13 protein-coding genes, 1 tRNA gene and 1 pseudogene are annotated in these 14,057 nt (G+C 64.1%); 6 read left to right on the forward strand and 9 right to left on the reverse strand.

Annotated elements, in window-relative coordinates; genetic code table 11:
* Positions 1 to 78: 78 nt before the first annotated feature.
* The 3 genes from sphantq_RS17670 to sphantq_RS17680 form a co-directional block, all read right to left on the reverse strand.
* Positions 79 to 155 (reverse strand) — tRNA-Pro (locus sphantq_RS17670).
* Positions 156 to 430: 275 nt separating this feature from the next.
* Positions 431 to 640, reverse strand: coding sequence for a hypothetical protein (locus sphantq_RS17675; RefSeq protein WP_066605281.1), 210 nt, complete (start codon positions 638 to 640; stop codon positions 431 to 433).
* A 155-nt stretch (positions 641 to 795) separates the two neighbouring features.
* Entirely contained in the window at positions 796 to 2,169 is a 1,374-nt protein-coding gene (locus sphantq_RS17680) for a M20/M25/M40 family metallo-hydrolase (protein WP_129926159.1), read from the reverse strand.
* Between the two features lie 99 nt (positions 2,170 to 2,268).
* Between sphantq_RS17680 and ettA the strand changes: the two genes are divergently transcribed.
* Positions 2,269 to 3,954 carry an energy-dependent translational throttle protein EttA gene (gene ettA / locus sphantq_RS17685; RefSeq protein WP_129926158.1) on the forward strand — a complete coding sequence of 562 codons (1,686 nt, stop codon included), beginning with the start codon at positions 2,269 to 2,271 and terminating at the stop codon, positions 3,952 to 3,954.
* Between the two features lie 226 nt (positions 3,955 to 4,180).
* Here ettA and sphantq_RS17690 read toward each other — a convergent pair whose 3' ends face one another.
* The 4 genes and pseudogenes from sphantq_RS17690 to sphantq_RS17705 form a co-directional block, all read right to left on the reverse strand.
* The gene (locus tag sphantq_RS17690; RefSeq protein ID WP_272799135.1) at positions 4,181 to 5,182 is read right to left on the reverse strand and encodes a cytochrome-c peroxidase; all 1,002 of its coding nucleotides are present in this window, start codon (positions 5,180 to 5,182) and stop codon (positions 4,181 to 4,183) included.
* A 275-nt stretch (positions 5,183 to 5,457) separates the two neighbouring features.
* A pseudogene (locus sphantq_RS17695) lies at positions 5,458 to 5,733 on the reverse strand (acylphosphatase); the annotation flags it as partial.
* Complete coding sequence (locus sphantq_RS17700) at positions 5,733 to 6,560, reverse strand: NYN domain-containing protein (RefSeq protein ID WP_066605277.1); 828 nt, start codon at positions 6,558 to 6,560, stop codon at positions 5,733 to 5,735. The pseudogene sphantq_RS17695 and the gene sphantq_RS17700, both read right to left, overlap by 1 nt.
* Positions 6,561 to 6,574: 14 nt before the next feature.
* On the reverse strand, positions 6,575 to 7,213 hold the full coding sequence (locus tag sphantq_RS17705; RefSeq protein ID WP_066602133.1) for a carbonic anhydrase: 639 nt from the start codon (positions 7,211 to 7,213) through the stop codon (positions 6,575 to 6,577).
* Between the two features lie 8 nt (positions 7,214 to 7,221).
* On the opposite strand from sphantq_RS17705, the gene lipA reads away from it, so the two are divergent.
* Positions 7,222 to 8,229: a lipoyl synthase gene (gene lipA / locus sphantq_RS17710; protein WP_272799136.1), complete on the forward strand. Its 1,008-nt coding sequence runs from the start codon at positions 7,222 to 7,224 to the stop codon at positions 8,227 to 8,229.
* Between the two features lie 7 nt (positions 8,230 to 8,236).
* A complete protein-coding gene (locus tag sphantq_RS17715) occupies positions 8,237 to 8,710 on the forward strand; it encodes a type II toxin-antitoxin system RatA family toxin (protein WP_224546162.1) in 474 nt (157 codons plus the stop codon).
* On the opposite strand, the gene sphantq_RS17720 is transcribed toward sphantq_RS17715, so the two are convergent.
* Both sphantq_RS17720 and sphantq_RS17725 read right to left on the reverse strand, forming a co-directional pair.
* Positions 8,659 to 9,174, reverse strand: coding sequence for a CinA family protein (locus sphantq_RS17720; RefSeq protein ID WP_224546163.1), 516 nt, complete (start codon positions 9,172 to 9,174; stop codon positions 8,659 to 8,661). The two genes, sphantq_RS17715 and sphantq_RS17720, sit on opposite strands and share 52 nt — an antisense overlap.
* A 4-nt stretch (positions 9,175 to 9,178) precedes the next feature.
* Positions 9,179 to 10,360, reverse strand: a complete 1,182-nt coding sequence (locus sphantq_RS17725) for a bifunctional 2-C-methyl-D-erythritol 4-phosphate cytidylyltransferase/2-C-methyl-D-erythritol 2,4-cyclodiphosphate synthase (protein ID WP_272799137.1) — start codon at positions 10,358 to 10,360, stop codon at positions 9,179 to 9,181.
* Between the two features lie 115 nt (positions 10,361 to 10,475).
* Here sphantq_RS17725 and dusB point away from each other — a divergent pair, with 115 nt between their 5' ends.
* The 3 genes from dusB to ntrC are packed head-to-tail and all read left to right on the forward strand — an operon-like array spanning position 10,476 to position 14,049.
* Positions 10,476 to 11,498 carry a tRNA dihydrouridine synthase DusB gene (dusB, locus tag sphantq_RS17730; protein WP_272799138.1) on the forward strand — a complete coding sequence of 341 codons (1,023 nt, stop codon included), beginning with the start codon at positions 10,476 to 10,478 and terminating at the stop codon, positions 11,496 to 11,498.
* Positions 11,495 to 12,604: a two-component system sensor histidine kinase NtrB gene (locus sphantq_RS17735; RefSeq protein ID WP_224546166.1), complete on the forward strand. Its 1,110-nt coding sequence runs from the start codon at positions 11,495 to 11,497 to the stop codon at positions 12,602 to 12,604. The genes dusB and sphantq_RS17735 overlap by 4 nt, the downstream gene beginning before the upstream one ends.
* The gene (gene ntrC, locus sphantq_RS17740; RefSeq protein ID WP_066602117.1) at positions 12,604 to 14,049 is read left to right on the forward strand and encodes a nitrogen regulation protein NR(I); all 1,446 of its coding nucleotides are present in this window, start codon (positions 12,604 to 12,606) and stop codon (positions 14,047 to 14,049) included. Before sphantq_RS17735 ends, ntrC begins: the two co-directional genes overlap by 1 nt.
* Positions 14,050 to 14,057: the final 8 nt, after the last annotated feature.

Genomic DNA, 14,057 nt, shown 5'->3' on the forward strand with positions numbered 1-14,057 from the left:
TATGTGCACTGATCATGTGATCGGTGCGTTCCGATGAGCCACGCCTTAAGGCGGATTTCCGTCGTTGTTGCGATAAAGTGGTCGGGGAGACAGGATTCGAACCTGCGACATCCTGCTCCCAAAGCAGGCGCGCTACCAGACTGCGCTACTCCCCGACGAGCGGCGGCCTTAGCGGGGGAATGCGCGTCCCGTCAATCGCCATCGCCCCGTCAGTGGAAGAAAAGCCACAAAAGCAGAATGATGGGAATTGGCACGCCCAGCAGCCACAACAATATGCCCTTGCCCATGTCGATCTCTCCCGTGTCGTCGGTCATAAAAGCGGCGGAGAGCCACGGATGTTCCGTCAGGCGCTCGTTCCAGATCGCATCGGCACAAACAAAAAGGGCGGACCATTAAGGCCCGCCCTTCGAGAATCTCGCAAATGCGAAGATTACATCGCGTTCGCAGCGTTCACAGCGTTAGCGGCGTTTTCAGCCACATTCGCGGCGTTCATGGCGTTGTCCGAAGCGTTCATCGCGTTCTCAACAACGTTTTCGACGACGGCGTTCGAAGCGTTCGCGGTCTCGTTGGCCGGCTTCTCACCGCAAGCGGCGAGGGCCATCAGGCTGGCCGAAGCGAAAACAGCAGCGATCTTCTTCATTGTGTACGGCTCCCATAGCATTTTGCCGCGTCAGGCACTTTACATGTGACCCTACGCGAGCGACCCGCATTAACGTGTGCGATGCACAAATCAATGCTTTTCTGCGCCGGTGAAACGAAGGAATCACGCGACAGAGCGTTGTCTACTATAAAAGTTCAGTTAACGCCCATGGATTCTGTTGCATTGGCGATGGCCTCCAGCGTCAGCGCCCAGGCTGCGACATTCTGCTGCAACTGAACCGGATCGACCTTGTCCAGCGTATCGTCGGGCGTGTGGTGCAGGTCGAAATAGCGCGTACCGTCCTGTTGCAGGTCGATAACCGGCACCCCAGCCTTTACCAGCGGTGCGATATCGGCCCCGCCGCCCGCCTCCTGCCCGCTGGCCCCCACGCCCAGCGGCGCGAGTGCGGCGGCTATCCGCCTGGCTAGCGCTTCATGTCCTTGCGGCAATTTGAAATCCACGCGCCACACCCGGTCCGCGCCGAAATCCGATTCGATGGCGAGGGCGTGTTTTTCGGTCCCGTGCGCCTTGAAATAGGCGCGGGCACCATCGCCGCCGACTTCTTCGGCGCCCGCCATCAGGACGCGGATGGTTCGCCGGGGCTGGCCCGCCTTTGCCACCTGCAAGGCGGATGCCGCCGCGATGCCGCATCCGGTGGCGTCATCTATCGCGCCGGTTCCCTGGTCCCAACTGTCGAGGTGACAAGCGGCCACGACGACCCCGGCTGCCGGATCGCTGCCGGGGATTTCGGCGATGACATTGCCCGATGGCTGGTCCTTCAACATTTTGGACGTCAGCGTCAGATGCACCTTCACCGGCTGGCCGCGCGCGATCACGCGGGCGAGCTGTTCGGCGTCCGGCACGGTCAGCGCGGCGGCCGGGATCGGCGTCACGCCGTCGGCCCACATCTGCACGCCGGTATGCGGCACACGATGATGATCGGTGCCGATCGACCGGATCAGTATGGCGATCGCGCCCTTTTTCGATGCGATGCTTGGTCCCTGCCGCCGCGCTGCGCCGAAATAGCCGTAGGAGGAGCCGTCCTGCGTCGCTTCCATTCCGTGGCTGACGAAGGCGATCTTTCCCTTCACCCTGGCGGCGGGCGCAGCTTCCAGATCGGCGATGGTGGGGAAATAGACGACTTCACCTTCTATCCCCTCGTCCGTGGTCGATCCGCTGTTGCCCAGCGCGGCCAGCACCAGATTTTGCGGAAAGGGGAAGAGGATGCGCGCCTCATCATGGCCGCGCACCCAGACGGGCATGGTATAGGCTTCGGCCCGTACGTTGGAAAAGCCCAGCGCCTTCAATTTCGCCACTGCCCAATCGCGCGCGCGCGCTTCCTGTGGCGTGCCGGCGGGGCGGGGACCGACTTCGGTCGTCAGCCCTTCGGCAAAGGCGAAGGCGACATCGTCCTTCAGCGCCGCATCGCGAATCGCGGCGCTGTCCGCCGGGGCGGCGTGGGACAGGGCGGGGGTGAAGATGCTGCCAAGGAGGAGGGCGGCGAGCGTGCCCGATCGGATTTTCTGCATGGGTGGAAGCGTAGCGGGCCATCACCCATTTGCCAATGCGTCCCGCCTCCGCTAACTCCGCGCCAAATCCTCTTATCCTACCGTTGGAGCTGCCCGAACATGTCCGCCTCCTCGCAATATGCCTATGTCATGAAGAGCATGACGAAGACCTTCCCCGGCGCGGCCAAGCCGGTGTTGAGCAATATCAACCTGCAATTCTACCGCGGGTCCAAGATCGGCATCGTCGGCCCGAACGGCGCGGGTAAATCCACGCTCATCAAGATCATGGCTGGTATCGACACCGACTTTTCCGGCGAAGCCTGGCCGGGCGAAAATATCAGCGTCGGCTATCTGCCGCAGGAGCCGCAGCTCGACCCGAAAAAGACGGTGCTCGAAAACGTGAAGGACGGCGCGCGCGAGACGGCGGACAAGCTGGATCGTTTCAATGAAATCAGCACCATCATGGGCGATCCGCCGGAGGACGTCGATTTCGACGCCCTGATGGAGGAAATGGGCACATTGCAGGAGCAGATCGACGCGGTCGACGGCTGGTCGCTCGACAGCCAGCTTGAACTGGCGATGGAAGCGCTGCGCTGCCCGCCGTCGGACTGGTCGGTCGAAAGTCTGTCGGGCGGTGAAAAACGCCGCATCGCGCTCACCCGCCTGCTGATCCAGAAGCCTGACATATTGCTGCTCGACGAACCGACCAACCATCTAGACGCCGAAAGCGTGACCTGGCTGGAAAATCACCTGAAGGAATATGCCGGTTCCGTCCTGATGATTACCCATGACCGCTATTTCCTCGACAATGTCGTGGGCTGGATTCTGGAACTCGATCGCGGAAAATATTTCCCTTACGAAGGCAATTATTCCACCTATCTGGAGAAGAAGGCCAAGCGTCTGGAGCAGGAGGACCGGGAAGCCACGGGCCGCCAGAAGGCGATCAACGACGAACTGGAATGGATTCGTCAGGGGACCAAGGGCCGCCAGACCAAGTCCAAGGCGCGTATCAAGAAGTTCGAGGAACTGGTTGCCGGCCAGAATAACCGTTCGCCTGGCAAAGCGCAGATCGTCATCCAGGTGCCGGAGCGTCTGGGCGGCAAGGTGATCGAGTTCAAGAATATCAGCAAGGCATTCGGCGACAAGCTGCTGTTCGAGGATCTGTCCTTCCTGCTGCCGCCGGGTGGCATCGTCGGCGTGATCGGTCCGAACGGCGCTGGCAAATCGACCCTTTTCAAGCTGATAACGGGCCAGGAAACTCCTGATTCCGGTGAAATCGACATCGGTTCGACTGTGCGTTTGGGCTTTGTCGACCAGAGCCGCGATCATCTCGACGGGTCGAAGAATGTCTGGGAAGAAGTGTCCGACGGTCTCGATTATGTGAAGGTCAACGGCCACGACATGTCAACGCGGGCCTATGTCGGCGCCTTCAACTTCAAGGGGCAGGACCAGCAGAAGAATGTAGGCAAGCTGTCGGGCGGTGAACGCAATCGCGTCCACATCGCCAAAATGCTGAAAAAGGGCGGCAACGTGCTGCTGCTCGACGAGCCGACCAACGATCTGGACGTCGAAACGCTGGGCGCGCTGGAAGAAGCGATCGAGAATTTCGCCGGTTGCGCCGTGGTCATCAGCCATGACCGCTTCTTCCTCGACCGTCTGGCCACGCACATCCTGGCCTTCGAAGGCAACAGCCATGTCGAATGGTTCGAAGGCAATTTCGAAGCTTATGAAGAAGACAAGCGGCGGCGCCTGGGCGACGCCGCCGATCGGCCAACTGCGCTGGCGTACAAGAAGCTGACGCGTTGAACATATGCCGCCAGGGGTCGCGACGGTCATATGATTGCGATATTTGCAACCGGGGCGCCGCCGTTCGCACTTGCGATTGGTGGCGCTAACATTTCATAGAGAGCGGGCCTTTCAGGCATCCTCTCCTAAAACTTTACGGGCTGGTCTTCGGACCGGCCCTTTTTTGTTTTCATGCACTTAATCTCGGCCTGCTCGCGCAGGTAGGAGCAAGTTGCGCTAAGCCGAATTAGGCCGGAACCGGGCAACCAGCAGGCGGTGGCCCCAGCGCCGGATCCTTCAGAAAATCCCGATCGGTCAGCGCATCGAGAAACGCCAGCATCGCGGGCATGTCGATTCCGGTCAGATGCGCGGCGGCATGGCGGCGAATCGCGCCGTCGATGCTGTCGGCCTTGCCATCGTGCAGCCATGGCCCGGTGACGGCGACGTTGCGCAGCGACGGGGTGCGGAACTGTTCGGGCGGCGGCTCGAAGCCGGGCGGCGGTGGTTTGCCGCCATAGGCTGGATCGTCCGATTCGCGCGGCGCCGCGGTGCCGACATAATGGACCTTGCCATCAGTCAGGTCCGGGCCGCTATGGCAGGAAGCGCAGCCTGACGCCTTGAACTGCGCTGCGCCCTTTGCGGCCAGCGGGGGCAGGGCGCCGCGATCATAGGCGCTGCCGAACGAGATCATGGTGCGCTGGAACGCGCCCAGCGCCGCCGTCACCCTGGCGAAATTCGCGCCGCCCTTCGCGCCGGGAAAGGCCTGCGCGAACATCCGGCGATAGCAGGGATCGGCGTCCAGCCGCGCGGCCAGGTCGCCATCGCGACCGGCCATGCCCATTTCCACCGGCTTGGTCCCGGTCATCGGCACCATCGCCTGCGCCTCCAGCGTGGTGATGCCCGCATCTGTCCAGGTCAGGCCGCTGCGCCAGGCGACATTGGCCAGCCCCGGTACATTGCGCACGCCCATGTCGCCGGTCACGCCGACATGGGTGGGCAGGCCATCGGTAAAGCCGCGCGCCTGTTGGTGGCAATCGGCGCAGGCCATGCTGCCGTCATGCGACAGCGCGCGATCGTAGAAGAGGCGGCGGCCCAGCGCGACCTTCGCCGCGCTCATGCCATTTTCGGCGGGCAGGGCAGGGGCGCTTACTCCTGCCGGAAAGCTGGGCCAGCGCCAGTCCGCCCGCGCACCCATGGCGCCGGATGCCAGCACGACCGCGCCGATGATCCCTGCTATGCCAAGCCGCATGGCCATTCCCCCTGTCCCGCGCACGACGAACGAACGCTGGCGTATCCGCACGGGGAGGGCAAGGGGGAGGGGTGGATTGCGGAAGTACTATTTCGATGCCGTCATCCCCGCGAATGCGGGGACCCATCTTCCGCCTTTCCAGCTTGTTGCGAGCGGGGGAGATGGCTTCCCGCTTTCGCTGGAATGACGAACAGGGTGGAAACAAGACATGCCCCTCCCGCGAGCGGGGACAAGGTCCGCTTCTGGTCTCCAATCACCACCCGTCCCCCCCAAACCGTCCCCCGCTTCTCGAACCCGCTCAGCCCCTCAACGCCCACCTCGACGACATCAATCCGCGCCACCTTCGCCGCCGTTGGCCCATCCTGCGCCAGTGCGACAAACCGCGCCACCGCCGCCGCCTCGCCCTCCACCAGCGCCTCGACGCAGCCGTCCGTGCGGTTGCGGACCCAGCCTGCCAGCCCCAGCCCGCGCGCCGTTTCGACCGTCCAGGCGCGATACCAGACGCCCTGGACCCGGCCATGGATCATCAGGTGACGCGCCACTTGCGGCATCACTTGACCCGCTTGATCCAGGTCTGCCCGCCTTCACGGACTTCGGTGATGAAATTGGGGATGGCCGCGACCAGGTCGGACAGGCGCTTGAAACCATAGTTGCGCACGTCGAAGCTGGAGCGGTTGCCCACCCGCTGGCCGACCGGCCCCAGCGCCACGAAGCCGCGCTCGTCGCGCTTCGCTTCGTCATAGGCGTCGATCAGCAGGCGAATGACCTCGGCATCCACCGCCTTGCTGGGGGCCGGGATGGCGGGCGCAGGCGCGGCGGGCGCAACGGCGGCCTTGGCGGACGTCGCCTGCTGCGTGGTCGTCTTGGTCTGCGCAGCCTTGGCCGGGGCTACGGCCTTGACCGCAGCCTTGGCCACCACCGGCACTTCGGCGGGCTTCAGCGCCGCGACATTCAGGAACCTTGTGCAGGCGCGGCGGAAGCCTTCGGGCGCGTTCGCCGACCCAAAGCCATAGACCGGAATGCCCTGCTGCCGGATGCGGGTGGCCAGCGGCGTAAAATCGCTGTCGCTGGACATCAGGCCGAACCCGTCGACCCGACCCGACGCCATCAGGTCCATGGCGTCGATCGTCATCTTCATGTCGGTGGCGTTCTTGCCCTTGGTCAGGTCGAACTGCTGTTGCGGCTCGATCGCGTGCGCGACCGACAGGGCGGCCCAGGTCTTGAGCGTCGTCTTGCTCCAATTGCCATAAGCGCGGCGGATATTGACCGTGCCCAACTCCGCCAGAACGGTCATGACCGAATCGAAATGCGCCGCCGACGCATTGTCCGCATCGATCAGCAGGGCGATATTGCCCCGGCCTTCCTGTAAAAAAGCCATGCCGCCTGCTCCCTTCATGCGGGCGAGAAGGCGCCGCTATCCTCGTCCAAGATATTCAGCACGCCGTCGGCGATGGCGAAAAAGCTGCCGACCAGCTTCAATTCGCCCTTGCGCTCCTTCGATCGGACGCAGGGGAAGGTGCGCAGGTTGGCCAGGCTGACCTTCACCGCTTCCTGCTCCATCGCCCGTTCGACGTCCCGGTCACGCTGCTCGCCATATTGGCCGATCACGACATCGCGGGCGTCGTCCAGCAATTCGATCCAATTATGGATGAAGCCGCCTTCGCCCGGCGGCGCGTCCTTCAGATCCTGGCTGAGGGCCGCCTTGCACCCCCCGCATTTGCCATGGCCCATGACGACGATCTCGCCGACTTTCAGCACCTGGACAGCGAATTCCAGCGCGGCGGACACGCCATGATGGCCCGGCGCCGTTTCGAATGGCGGCACCAGCGCGGCGACGTTGCGCACCACGAAAATCTCGCCGGGGCTGGTGTCGAAAATCTGCGCCGGGTCGACCCGGCTGTCAGAACAGGCGATCACCATCACCCTGGGCGCTTGGCCCTCGTTCAATTCGTCCCATCGCGCGCGCTGCTGGTTCCAGCCGGTGTCGCGGAAACGGCGATAGCCATCGAGCATGTCGGTAAAATCAGTCATGGACGGGGATGTGCCGCACAAATAGGGGACTGGCAAGAGCGGCCTTGCATCGCTATCTGGGGCGCATGAACGACATCAGCCCGATCCCCATGCCCGGTCAGCCCGCCAGCCCGGAACGCGCCCGCAAGCCCGACTGGATTCGCGTCAAGGCGCCGACCAGCCCGGCCTATCATGAAACGCGCAAGCTGATGCGCGACAAGGGCCTCAATACCGTGTGCGAGGAAGCGGCCTGCCCCAATATCGGGGAATGTTGGACCAAGAAGCACGCCACGGTGATGATCCTGGGCGATGTCTGCACCCGCGCCTGCGCCTTTTGCAACGTCAAGACCGGGATGCCGCGGAAGGTTGATGTCAACGAACCGCAGAATCTGGCGGACGCCTGCGCCGAAATGGGGCTGGAACATATCGTCATCACCTCGGTCGACCGCGACGACCTGCCCGACGGCGGCGCATCGCAATTCGTCAAGGTGATCGAGGCGCTGCGCCGCACGACGCCCGACACGACTATCGAAATTCTGACGCCCGACTTCCGCAACAAGCATGAGCGCGCCGTCGCAATGATCGTCGCCGCCCGGCCGGACGTCTATAATCACAATCTGGAAACCGTGCCCCGCCTGTACCCCACCATCCGCCCTGGTGCGCGTTATTATGCGTCGCTGCGCCTGTTGGAGTCGGTCAAGAAGCTCGACCCTTCGATCTTCACCAAGTCCGGCATCATGCTGGGCCTGGGCGAGGAGCGGCTGGAGGTGCATCAAGTGATGGACGACATGCGGTCGGCCGACATCGATTTCCTGACCATGGGGCAATATCTGCAACCCACGCCCAAGCACGCCAAGGTGATCGACTTCGTCACCCCGGCGGCGTTCAACAGCTATGCCGGCATCGCGCGGGCCAAGGGCTTCCTGCAGGTCGCATCGTCGCCGCTGACCCGGTCGAGCTATCATGCGGGCAAGGATTTCGCGGAAATGCGTGCCGCGCGGGAGGCCAAACTGGCCAAGGCGGCGGCGAAGGCCTGACGTCCAGATGCCCAAGCATGAAGAAACGCGGCAGCTTCCCTATACGCCGACGCAGATGTTCGACCTCGTGTCCGACGTCGCCGCCTATCCGCAATTCCTGCCCTGGATCAGCGCGATCCGCGTCCGGTCCGACAGTGATACGGAGATGGTCGCCGACATGATCGTCGGCTTCAAGGGCGTGAAGGAAAGCTTCACCTCGCGCGTCCATAAACATCGGCCCGACCATGTCCGTGTCGACTATCTCGATGGGCCGCTCAAGCATCTCCACAATGAGTGGCGCTTCCGCGACGACGGGCAGGGGGGCGTGCTGGTCGATTTCGAGGTCGAGTTCGAATTCAAGAACCGGCTGTTCGAAATGCTGGCCGGCCAGTTTTTCGACAAGGCGCTGCGCAAGATGATCGGCGCGTTCGAAACCCGCGCCGCGCAACTCTATGGGGCCGAGTCGGGCAACAGCAGTTCCAGCGCGCACAGCGCCGCCTGAAGCCGCACGCCGCCACGGCCATCATTGTCGAAATGGCGCATGTCGGCGACGACCTTGTCGGCCGCGGCGCCGCGTTCGGCGCGGGCGAAGACGACGGTGCCGACCGGCTTCTGCTCGCTGCCGCCGCCTGGTCCGGCGATACCAGTGATGGCGACCGCCACATGCGCGTGGCTTTTCTTGAGCGCGCCCTGCGCCATCGCCCAGGCAGTAGCGATCGATACCGCCCCGAACGTATCCAGCACATCATGTGAAACTTTCAGAAGTTCCGCCTTCATGTCATTGGAATAGGTAATGAAACCGGCTTCGAAGACTTCGGAGGAGCCTACGATTTCGGTCAGCGCCGCCGACACCAGTCCGCCGGTGCAGCTTTCCGCCACCGCGATGGTGCGGCCGGCGCGGCGATTGGCGATGATGACCTTTTCGGCGAGTTCGACCAACTGGGCCGGCAGGATCGTATCTGGCATGGGGTCAGGATAGCGCGGGGAGGGACAGGGTGGCAACCGCTTGTGCGGCGATGCCTTCGCGCCGGCCGGCAAAGCCCAGCCGCTCGGTGGTGGTCGCCTTCACGCTGATGCGGTCGACCGGCACCGCCAGTATCTCTGCGATGCGCGCGCGCATGGCGTCGCGATGCGGGCCGATCTTGGGCGCTTCGCAGATGATGGTCAGGTCGATATGCTCGATCCGGCCGTCCCGCGCCGCCACCCGGTCGCGCGCATAGGCCAGGAAGCGGTCCGAGGATGCGCCGCGCCATTGCGGGGCGGACGGGGGGAAATGGCTGCCGATATCGCCTTCCGCCAGCGCGCCCAGCATGGCGTCGACGATCGCGTGGAGCGCCACATCGGCATCGCTATGCCCAGCCAGCCCGCGATCGTGCGGGACCAGCAGGCCAGCCAGCCAAAGCTCTTCGTCGGCGGCCAGGCGATGGACGTCATAGCCCATGCCGACCCGCGTCGAACGCGGTGTCGCCAGTTGGTTTTCGGCGCGGGCGAAGTCCTGCGGATAGGTCAATTTCTCAAGCCTTTCATGGCCTTGGACCAATATGACGTCATGGCCCCAGCCTTTGAGAATCTGCGCATCGTCGGTCGCCTCGCGGACTCCGCTCCACGCCCGGTGCGCCGCCACGATGGCATCGAAGCGGAAGGCCTGCGGTGTCTGCACCCGATGCAGCCCGTCCCTGCCCACGCCATCGCCCATGATGCTGCCGGCTTCGCGTATCAGTGTATCGGCGACGGGCAGGGTGGGAATGGCCCCCGTTCCGCTTTCCAGCGCTGCCAGCAGTCGATCGACCACCGCGCCGGGCAGGAAGGGGCGGGCGGCGTCATGGATCAGCACGATATCCGCGCCACCCTGCGCCGTGATCGCCTCCAGTCCCGCGCGCACCGATCCGCGCCGGCTGTCCGCGCCGGTCACGAAGGATGCGGCCCGTTCGCCCAGCGCGGTGCGCGCCGTCGCCTCCTGCCCGTCGCCCAGCACGATATAGATCGCGTCGATCCCGCCATGTGCGGCCAGCGCATCATAGGCATGGGCCAGCACGGCCTTGCCCGCGACGCTTCGGAACTGTTTGGGGATGTCGCCGCCCGCGCGGCTGCCCTGGCCCGCGGCGACGATCAGCGCGACGATCTTGCTGTTTGATGTCATGGAGCGGCGCATAGCGGGTCGCGGGGCGGATCGAAAGGGGCGGTGGGCCGAAAGGGGCGCGCCTTGCCGCCCGCTCCAATTTCCGCTAAGGGCTGCCTGTTTTTTAGGCAGTATCAAAAGTAAGATCATGCGCAGGCTTTCCCCCATCTCCATCGGCCCGATCACTATCGACATGCCGGTTGTCCTCGCCCCCATGACGGGCGTGACCGACATGCCGTTCCGCACGCTGGTGCGCCGCTACGGGTGCGGCCTCAACGTGACGGAGATGATCGCGTCGGCGGCGATGATCCGCGAGACCCGCCAGTCGCTGCAAAAGGCTGCCTGGCATCCGCTGGAAGAGCCGGTGTCGATGCAACTTGCCGGTTGCTCGCCCAAGGAAATGGCGGATGCGGCCAAGCTCAACGCCGATCGCGGCGCCGCGATCATCGACATCAATATGGGCTGTCCGGTGAAGAAGGTCGTCAATGGCGACGCGGGCAGCGCCCTGATGCGCGATCTCCCGCTCGCCGCCTCGCTCATCAAGGCGACGGTGGAGGCGGTCGACGTGCCGGTGACGGTCAAGATGCGGATGGGCTGGGACCATGCCAGCCTGAACGCGCCGGAACTCGCCCATATCGCCGAGGATCTGGGCGCGCAGCTCATCACCGTCCATGGCCGTACCCGCTGCCAGATGTACAAGGGGTCGGCCGACTGGGCGTTCGTCCGCTCGGTCAAGGAGGCGGTGAAGCTGCCGGTGATCGTCAATGGCGACATCTGCTCGGTCGAGGATGCCGAGATGGCGCTGGAACAGAGCGGCGCCGATGGCGTGATGATCGGGCGCGGCGCCTATGGCCGGCCCTGGCTGATCAGCCAGGTCATGGCGTGGTTGACCGATGGCACACGCGTTCCAGACCCGTCACTGGCCGAGCAATATCAAGCGATCATAGGGCATTATCATGCCATGCTCGAACATTATGACACCTACACCGGCGTCAATATGGCACGCAAGCATATCGGCTGGTACACCAAGGGACTGACCGGATCGGCCGAGTTCCGCAATGCCGTGAACCAGCAGCCGGACGCCGCGTTGGTGCTCGACATGCTGGCCCGCTTCTACGAACCGCTGATCGCCAGCGGGCTTGATCCTGCGGACCTGCGCAAGGCCGCATGACCGTGACATTGACGTCCGTCCCGCCGCTTCGAATGCTGCAGGACGGGCCTTCGCTGGGCGAACAGATGACAGCGCTGCCCGTGGCGACGCTGGTGGTGAAGCCGGACAACAGCATCGCCGAAGCCAATGTCCGCGCCGAAACCTTGCTCAACATGGCGCGATCGGCCATCGTCGGCAGCGATGTCGCGCGCACCATCCGCATCGCGGAGGCGGGCGCGCGGTTCGACATCTGGCACAGCAACAAGCCGATCGCCGCCTATGACATCAAGGTCCATGCCGGCCGCACCGCAGAAATGGAGGTCGACCTGATGATCGCGCCGATCGTCGATCATGACGGCTGGCGCGTGGTGTCGCTCCATGCCCAGAGCCAGGCGCGCAAGATCGGCCATCGCGGATCGTCCGGCGGCGCGCGATCCGCGATGGGCGCGGCGGCCATCCTGGCGCATGAGATCAAGAACCCGCTGTCGGGCATCCGTGGCGCGGCGCAACTTCTGGAATCCAGCCAGGGCGGCCGCGACGCGGCGCTGACCCAGTTGATCTGCAACGAGGTGGACCGGATCGCCGCGCTGATCGATCGGATGCAGGATTTTACCACCGATCGGACGCTCGAATGCCATCCCGGCAACATCTATCCGCTGATCGACCGCGCGGCCGGGATCGCGGCGGCGGGATTTGCAAAACATATAAAGATCATAAAGCATTATGATCCGTCCTTGCCATTCGCCAACATCAATGACGACGCGCTGGTGCAGGTGATGATCAACCTGCTGAAAAATGCGGCCGAAGCGCTGGAGCATGTCGCCAAGCCGCGTATCCGGGTGGAAACCGCGTTCCGCCATGGCGTGTCGGTGGTGGTCGGCGATGGCAAGGGCAGCGCGGTGCTGCCGATCGAAATCCTCGTCATCGACAATGGCCCCGGCGTGCCCGAACATATTCTCGACCATCTCTTCAACCCCTTCATCACCGGCAAGCGCGACGGTCAGGGGCTGGGCCTGGCGCTGGTGGACAAGCTGGTGCGCGATATGAGCGGCTTCGTCCAATATAGCCGCGACGTGGAGGCCGGCGAATCCACCTTCCGCATCCTTCTGCCGATGGGGATGGCGTGATGGGCGCGACCGGCACGATCCTGGTGGTCGATGACGATCCCGCCATCTGCGTGGTGGTGGGCGAAGCGCTGCGGCGGCAGGGGCACAGGGTCAAGACCGCCGCCTCGATCCGCGAGCGCAGCGCGCTGATGGAAAGCTTTGCGCCCGACGTGCTGATCACCGACGTCATGCTGCCGGACGGCGATGGGCTGGACGGCGTGGCGGAGATATTGGCGACCAAGCCCGATCTCAACGTCATCATCCTGTCGGCGCAGAACACGCTCAATACCGCGATCCGGGCGACCGAAAAGGGCGCGTTCGAATATCTGCCCAAGCCCTTCGACCTCAACGAACTGACCCGCGCCGTCTCCGACGCGCTGGGCACCCGGCAGAGCGTGGAGGAGGCGGAGGGCGATGTCGGCCTGCCGCATGACGGCCTGCCGCTGGTCGGGCGATCGCCGGCGATGCAGGAAGTGTACCGCACCATCGCCCGCGTCCTGTCCAACGACCTGTCCATCCTGGTGCTGGGCGAATCGGGCACGGGCAAGGAACTGGTGGCCGAAGCGATTCACAGCCTGGGCCAGCGCCGCACCAAGCCCTTCATCGCGATCAACATGGCGGCGATTCCGCGCGAACTGATCGAAGCGGAACTGTTCGGTTATGAGAAGGGCGCCTTCACCGGCGCCCATGCCCGCACCGCCGGCAAGTTCGAGCAGGCGCAGGGCGGCACGCTCTTCCTCGACGAAATCGGCGACATGCCGATGGAGGCGCAGACCCGGCTGCTGCGGGTGCTTCAGTCGGGCGAAGTCACGACGGTTGGCGGGTCGAAGCCGGTGCGGGTCGATGTCCGCATCATCGCCGCAACCAACAAGGATCTGCCGCTGCTGATCGAGGATGGGCGCTTCCGCCAGGACCTCTACTACCGGCTCAACGTCGTGCCGATCGCGTTGCCGGCGTTGCGCGAACGGCGCGAGGACGTGATCCTGCTCGCACGCCATTTCCTGGAGCGGGCGGCGCAGGAGGGCCTGCCGCGCAAGGCGTTGGCCGATGATGCGGCGCAACTGCTAATGACCTATCACTGGCCGGGCAATGTGCGCGAACTGCAAAATATGATGCAGCGCCTGTCCGTCCTCAGCCGCGAAAATGTCATCACGGCCGAGATATTGCGCCATATGCTGCCGATGGATGCGATCCCGGCCGACTATGCCGCCCCGACCGATCATCTGGCGCACGCCGTTCGCGACTGGGCCAAGCGACAACTGGGCGTGGGGCTGGCCCAGCCCAATCGCGCACTGCATGATGATTTGCTGGCGGTGGTGGAGCCGATCCTGTTGCAGGAAGTGCTGGCCAGCGTCGATGGCAACCAGATTCGCGCGGCGGGACTGCTGGGCATCAATCGCAACACGTTGCGCAAGAAGCTGACCGATTACAGTCTCGATCCCATGCAGTTGCGCCTCAACGATTGATCCGCATC

This window comes from Sphingobium sp. AntQ-1, from assembly GCF_028538045.1.
Lineage (GTDB): Bacteria > Pseudomonadota > Alphaproteobacteria > Sphingomonadales > Sphingomonadaceae > Sphingobium > Sphingobium cupriresistens.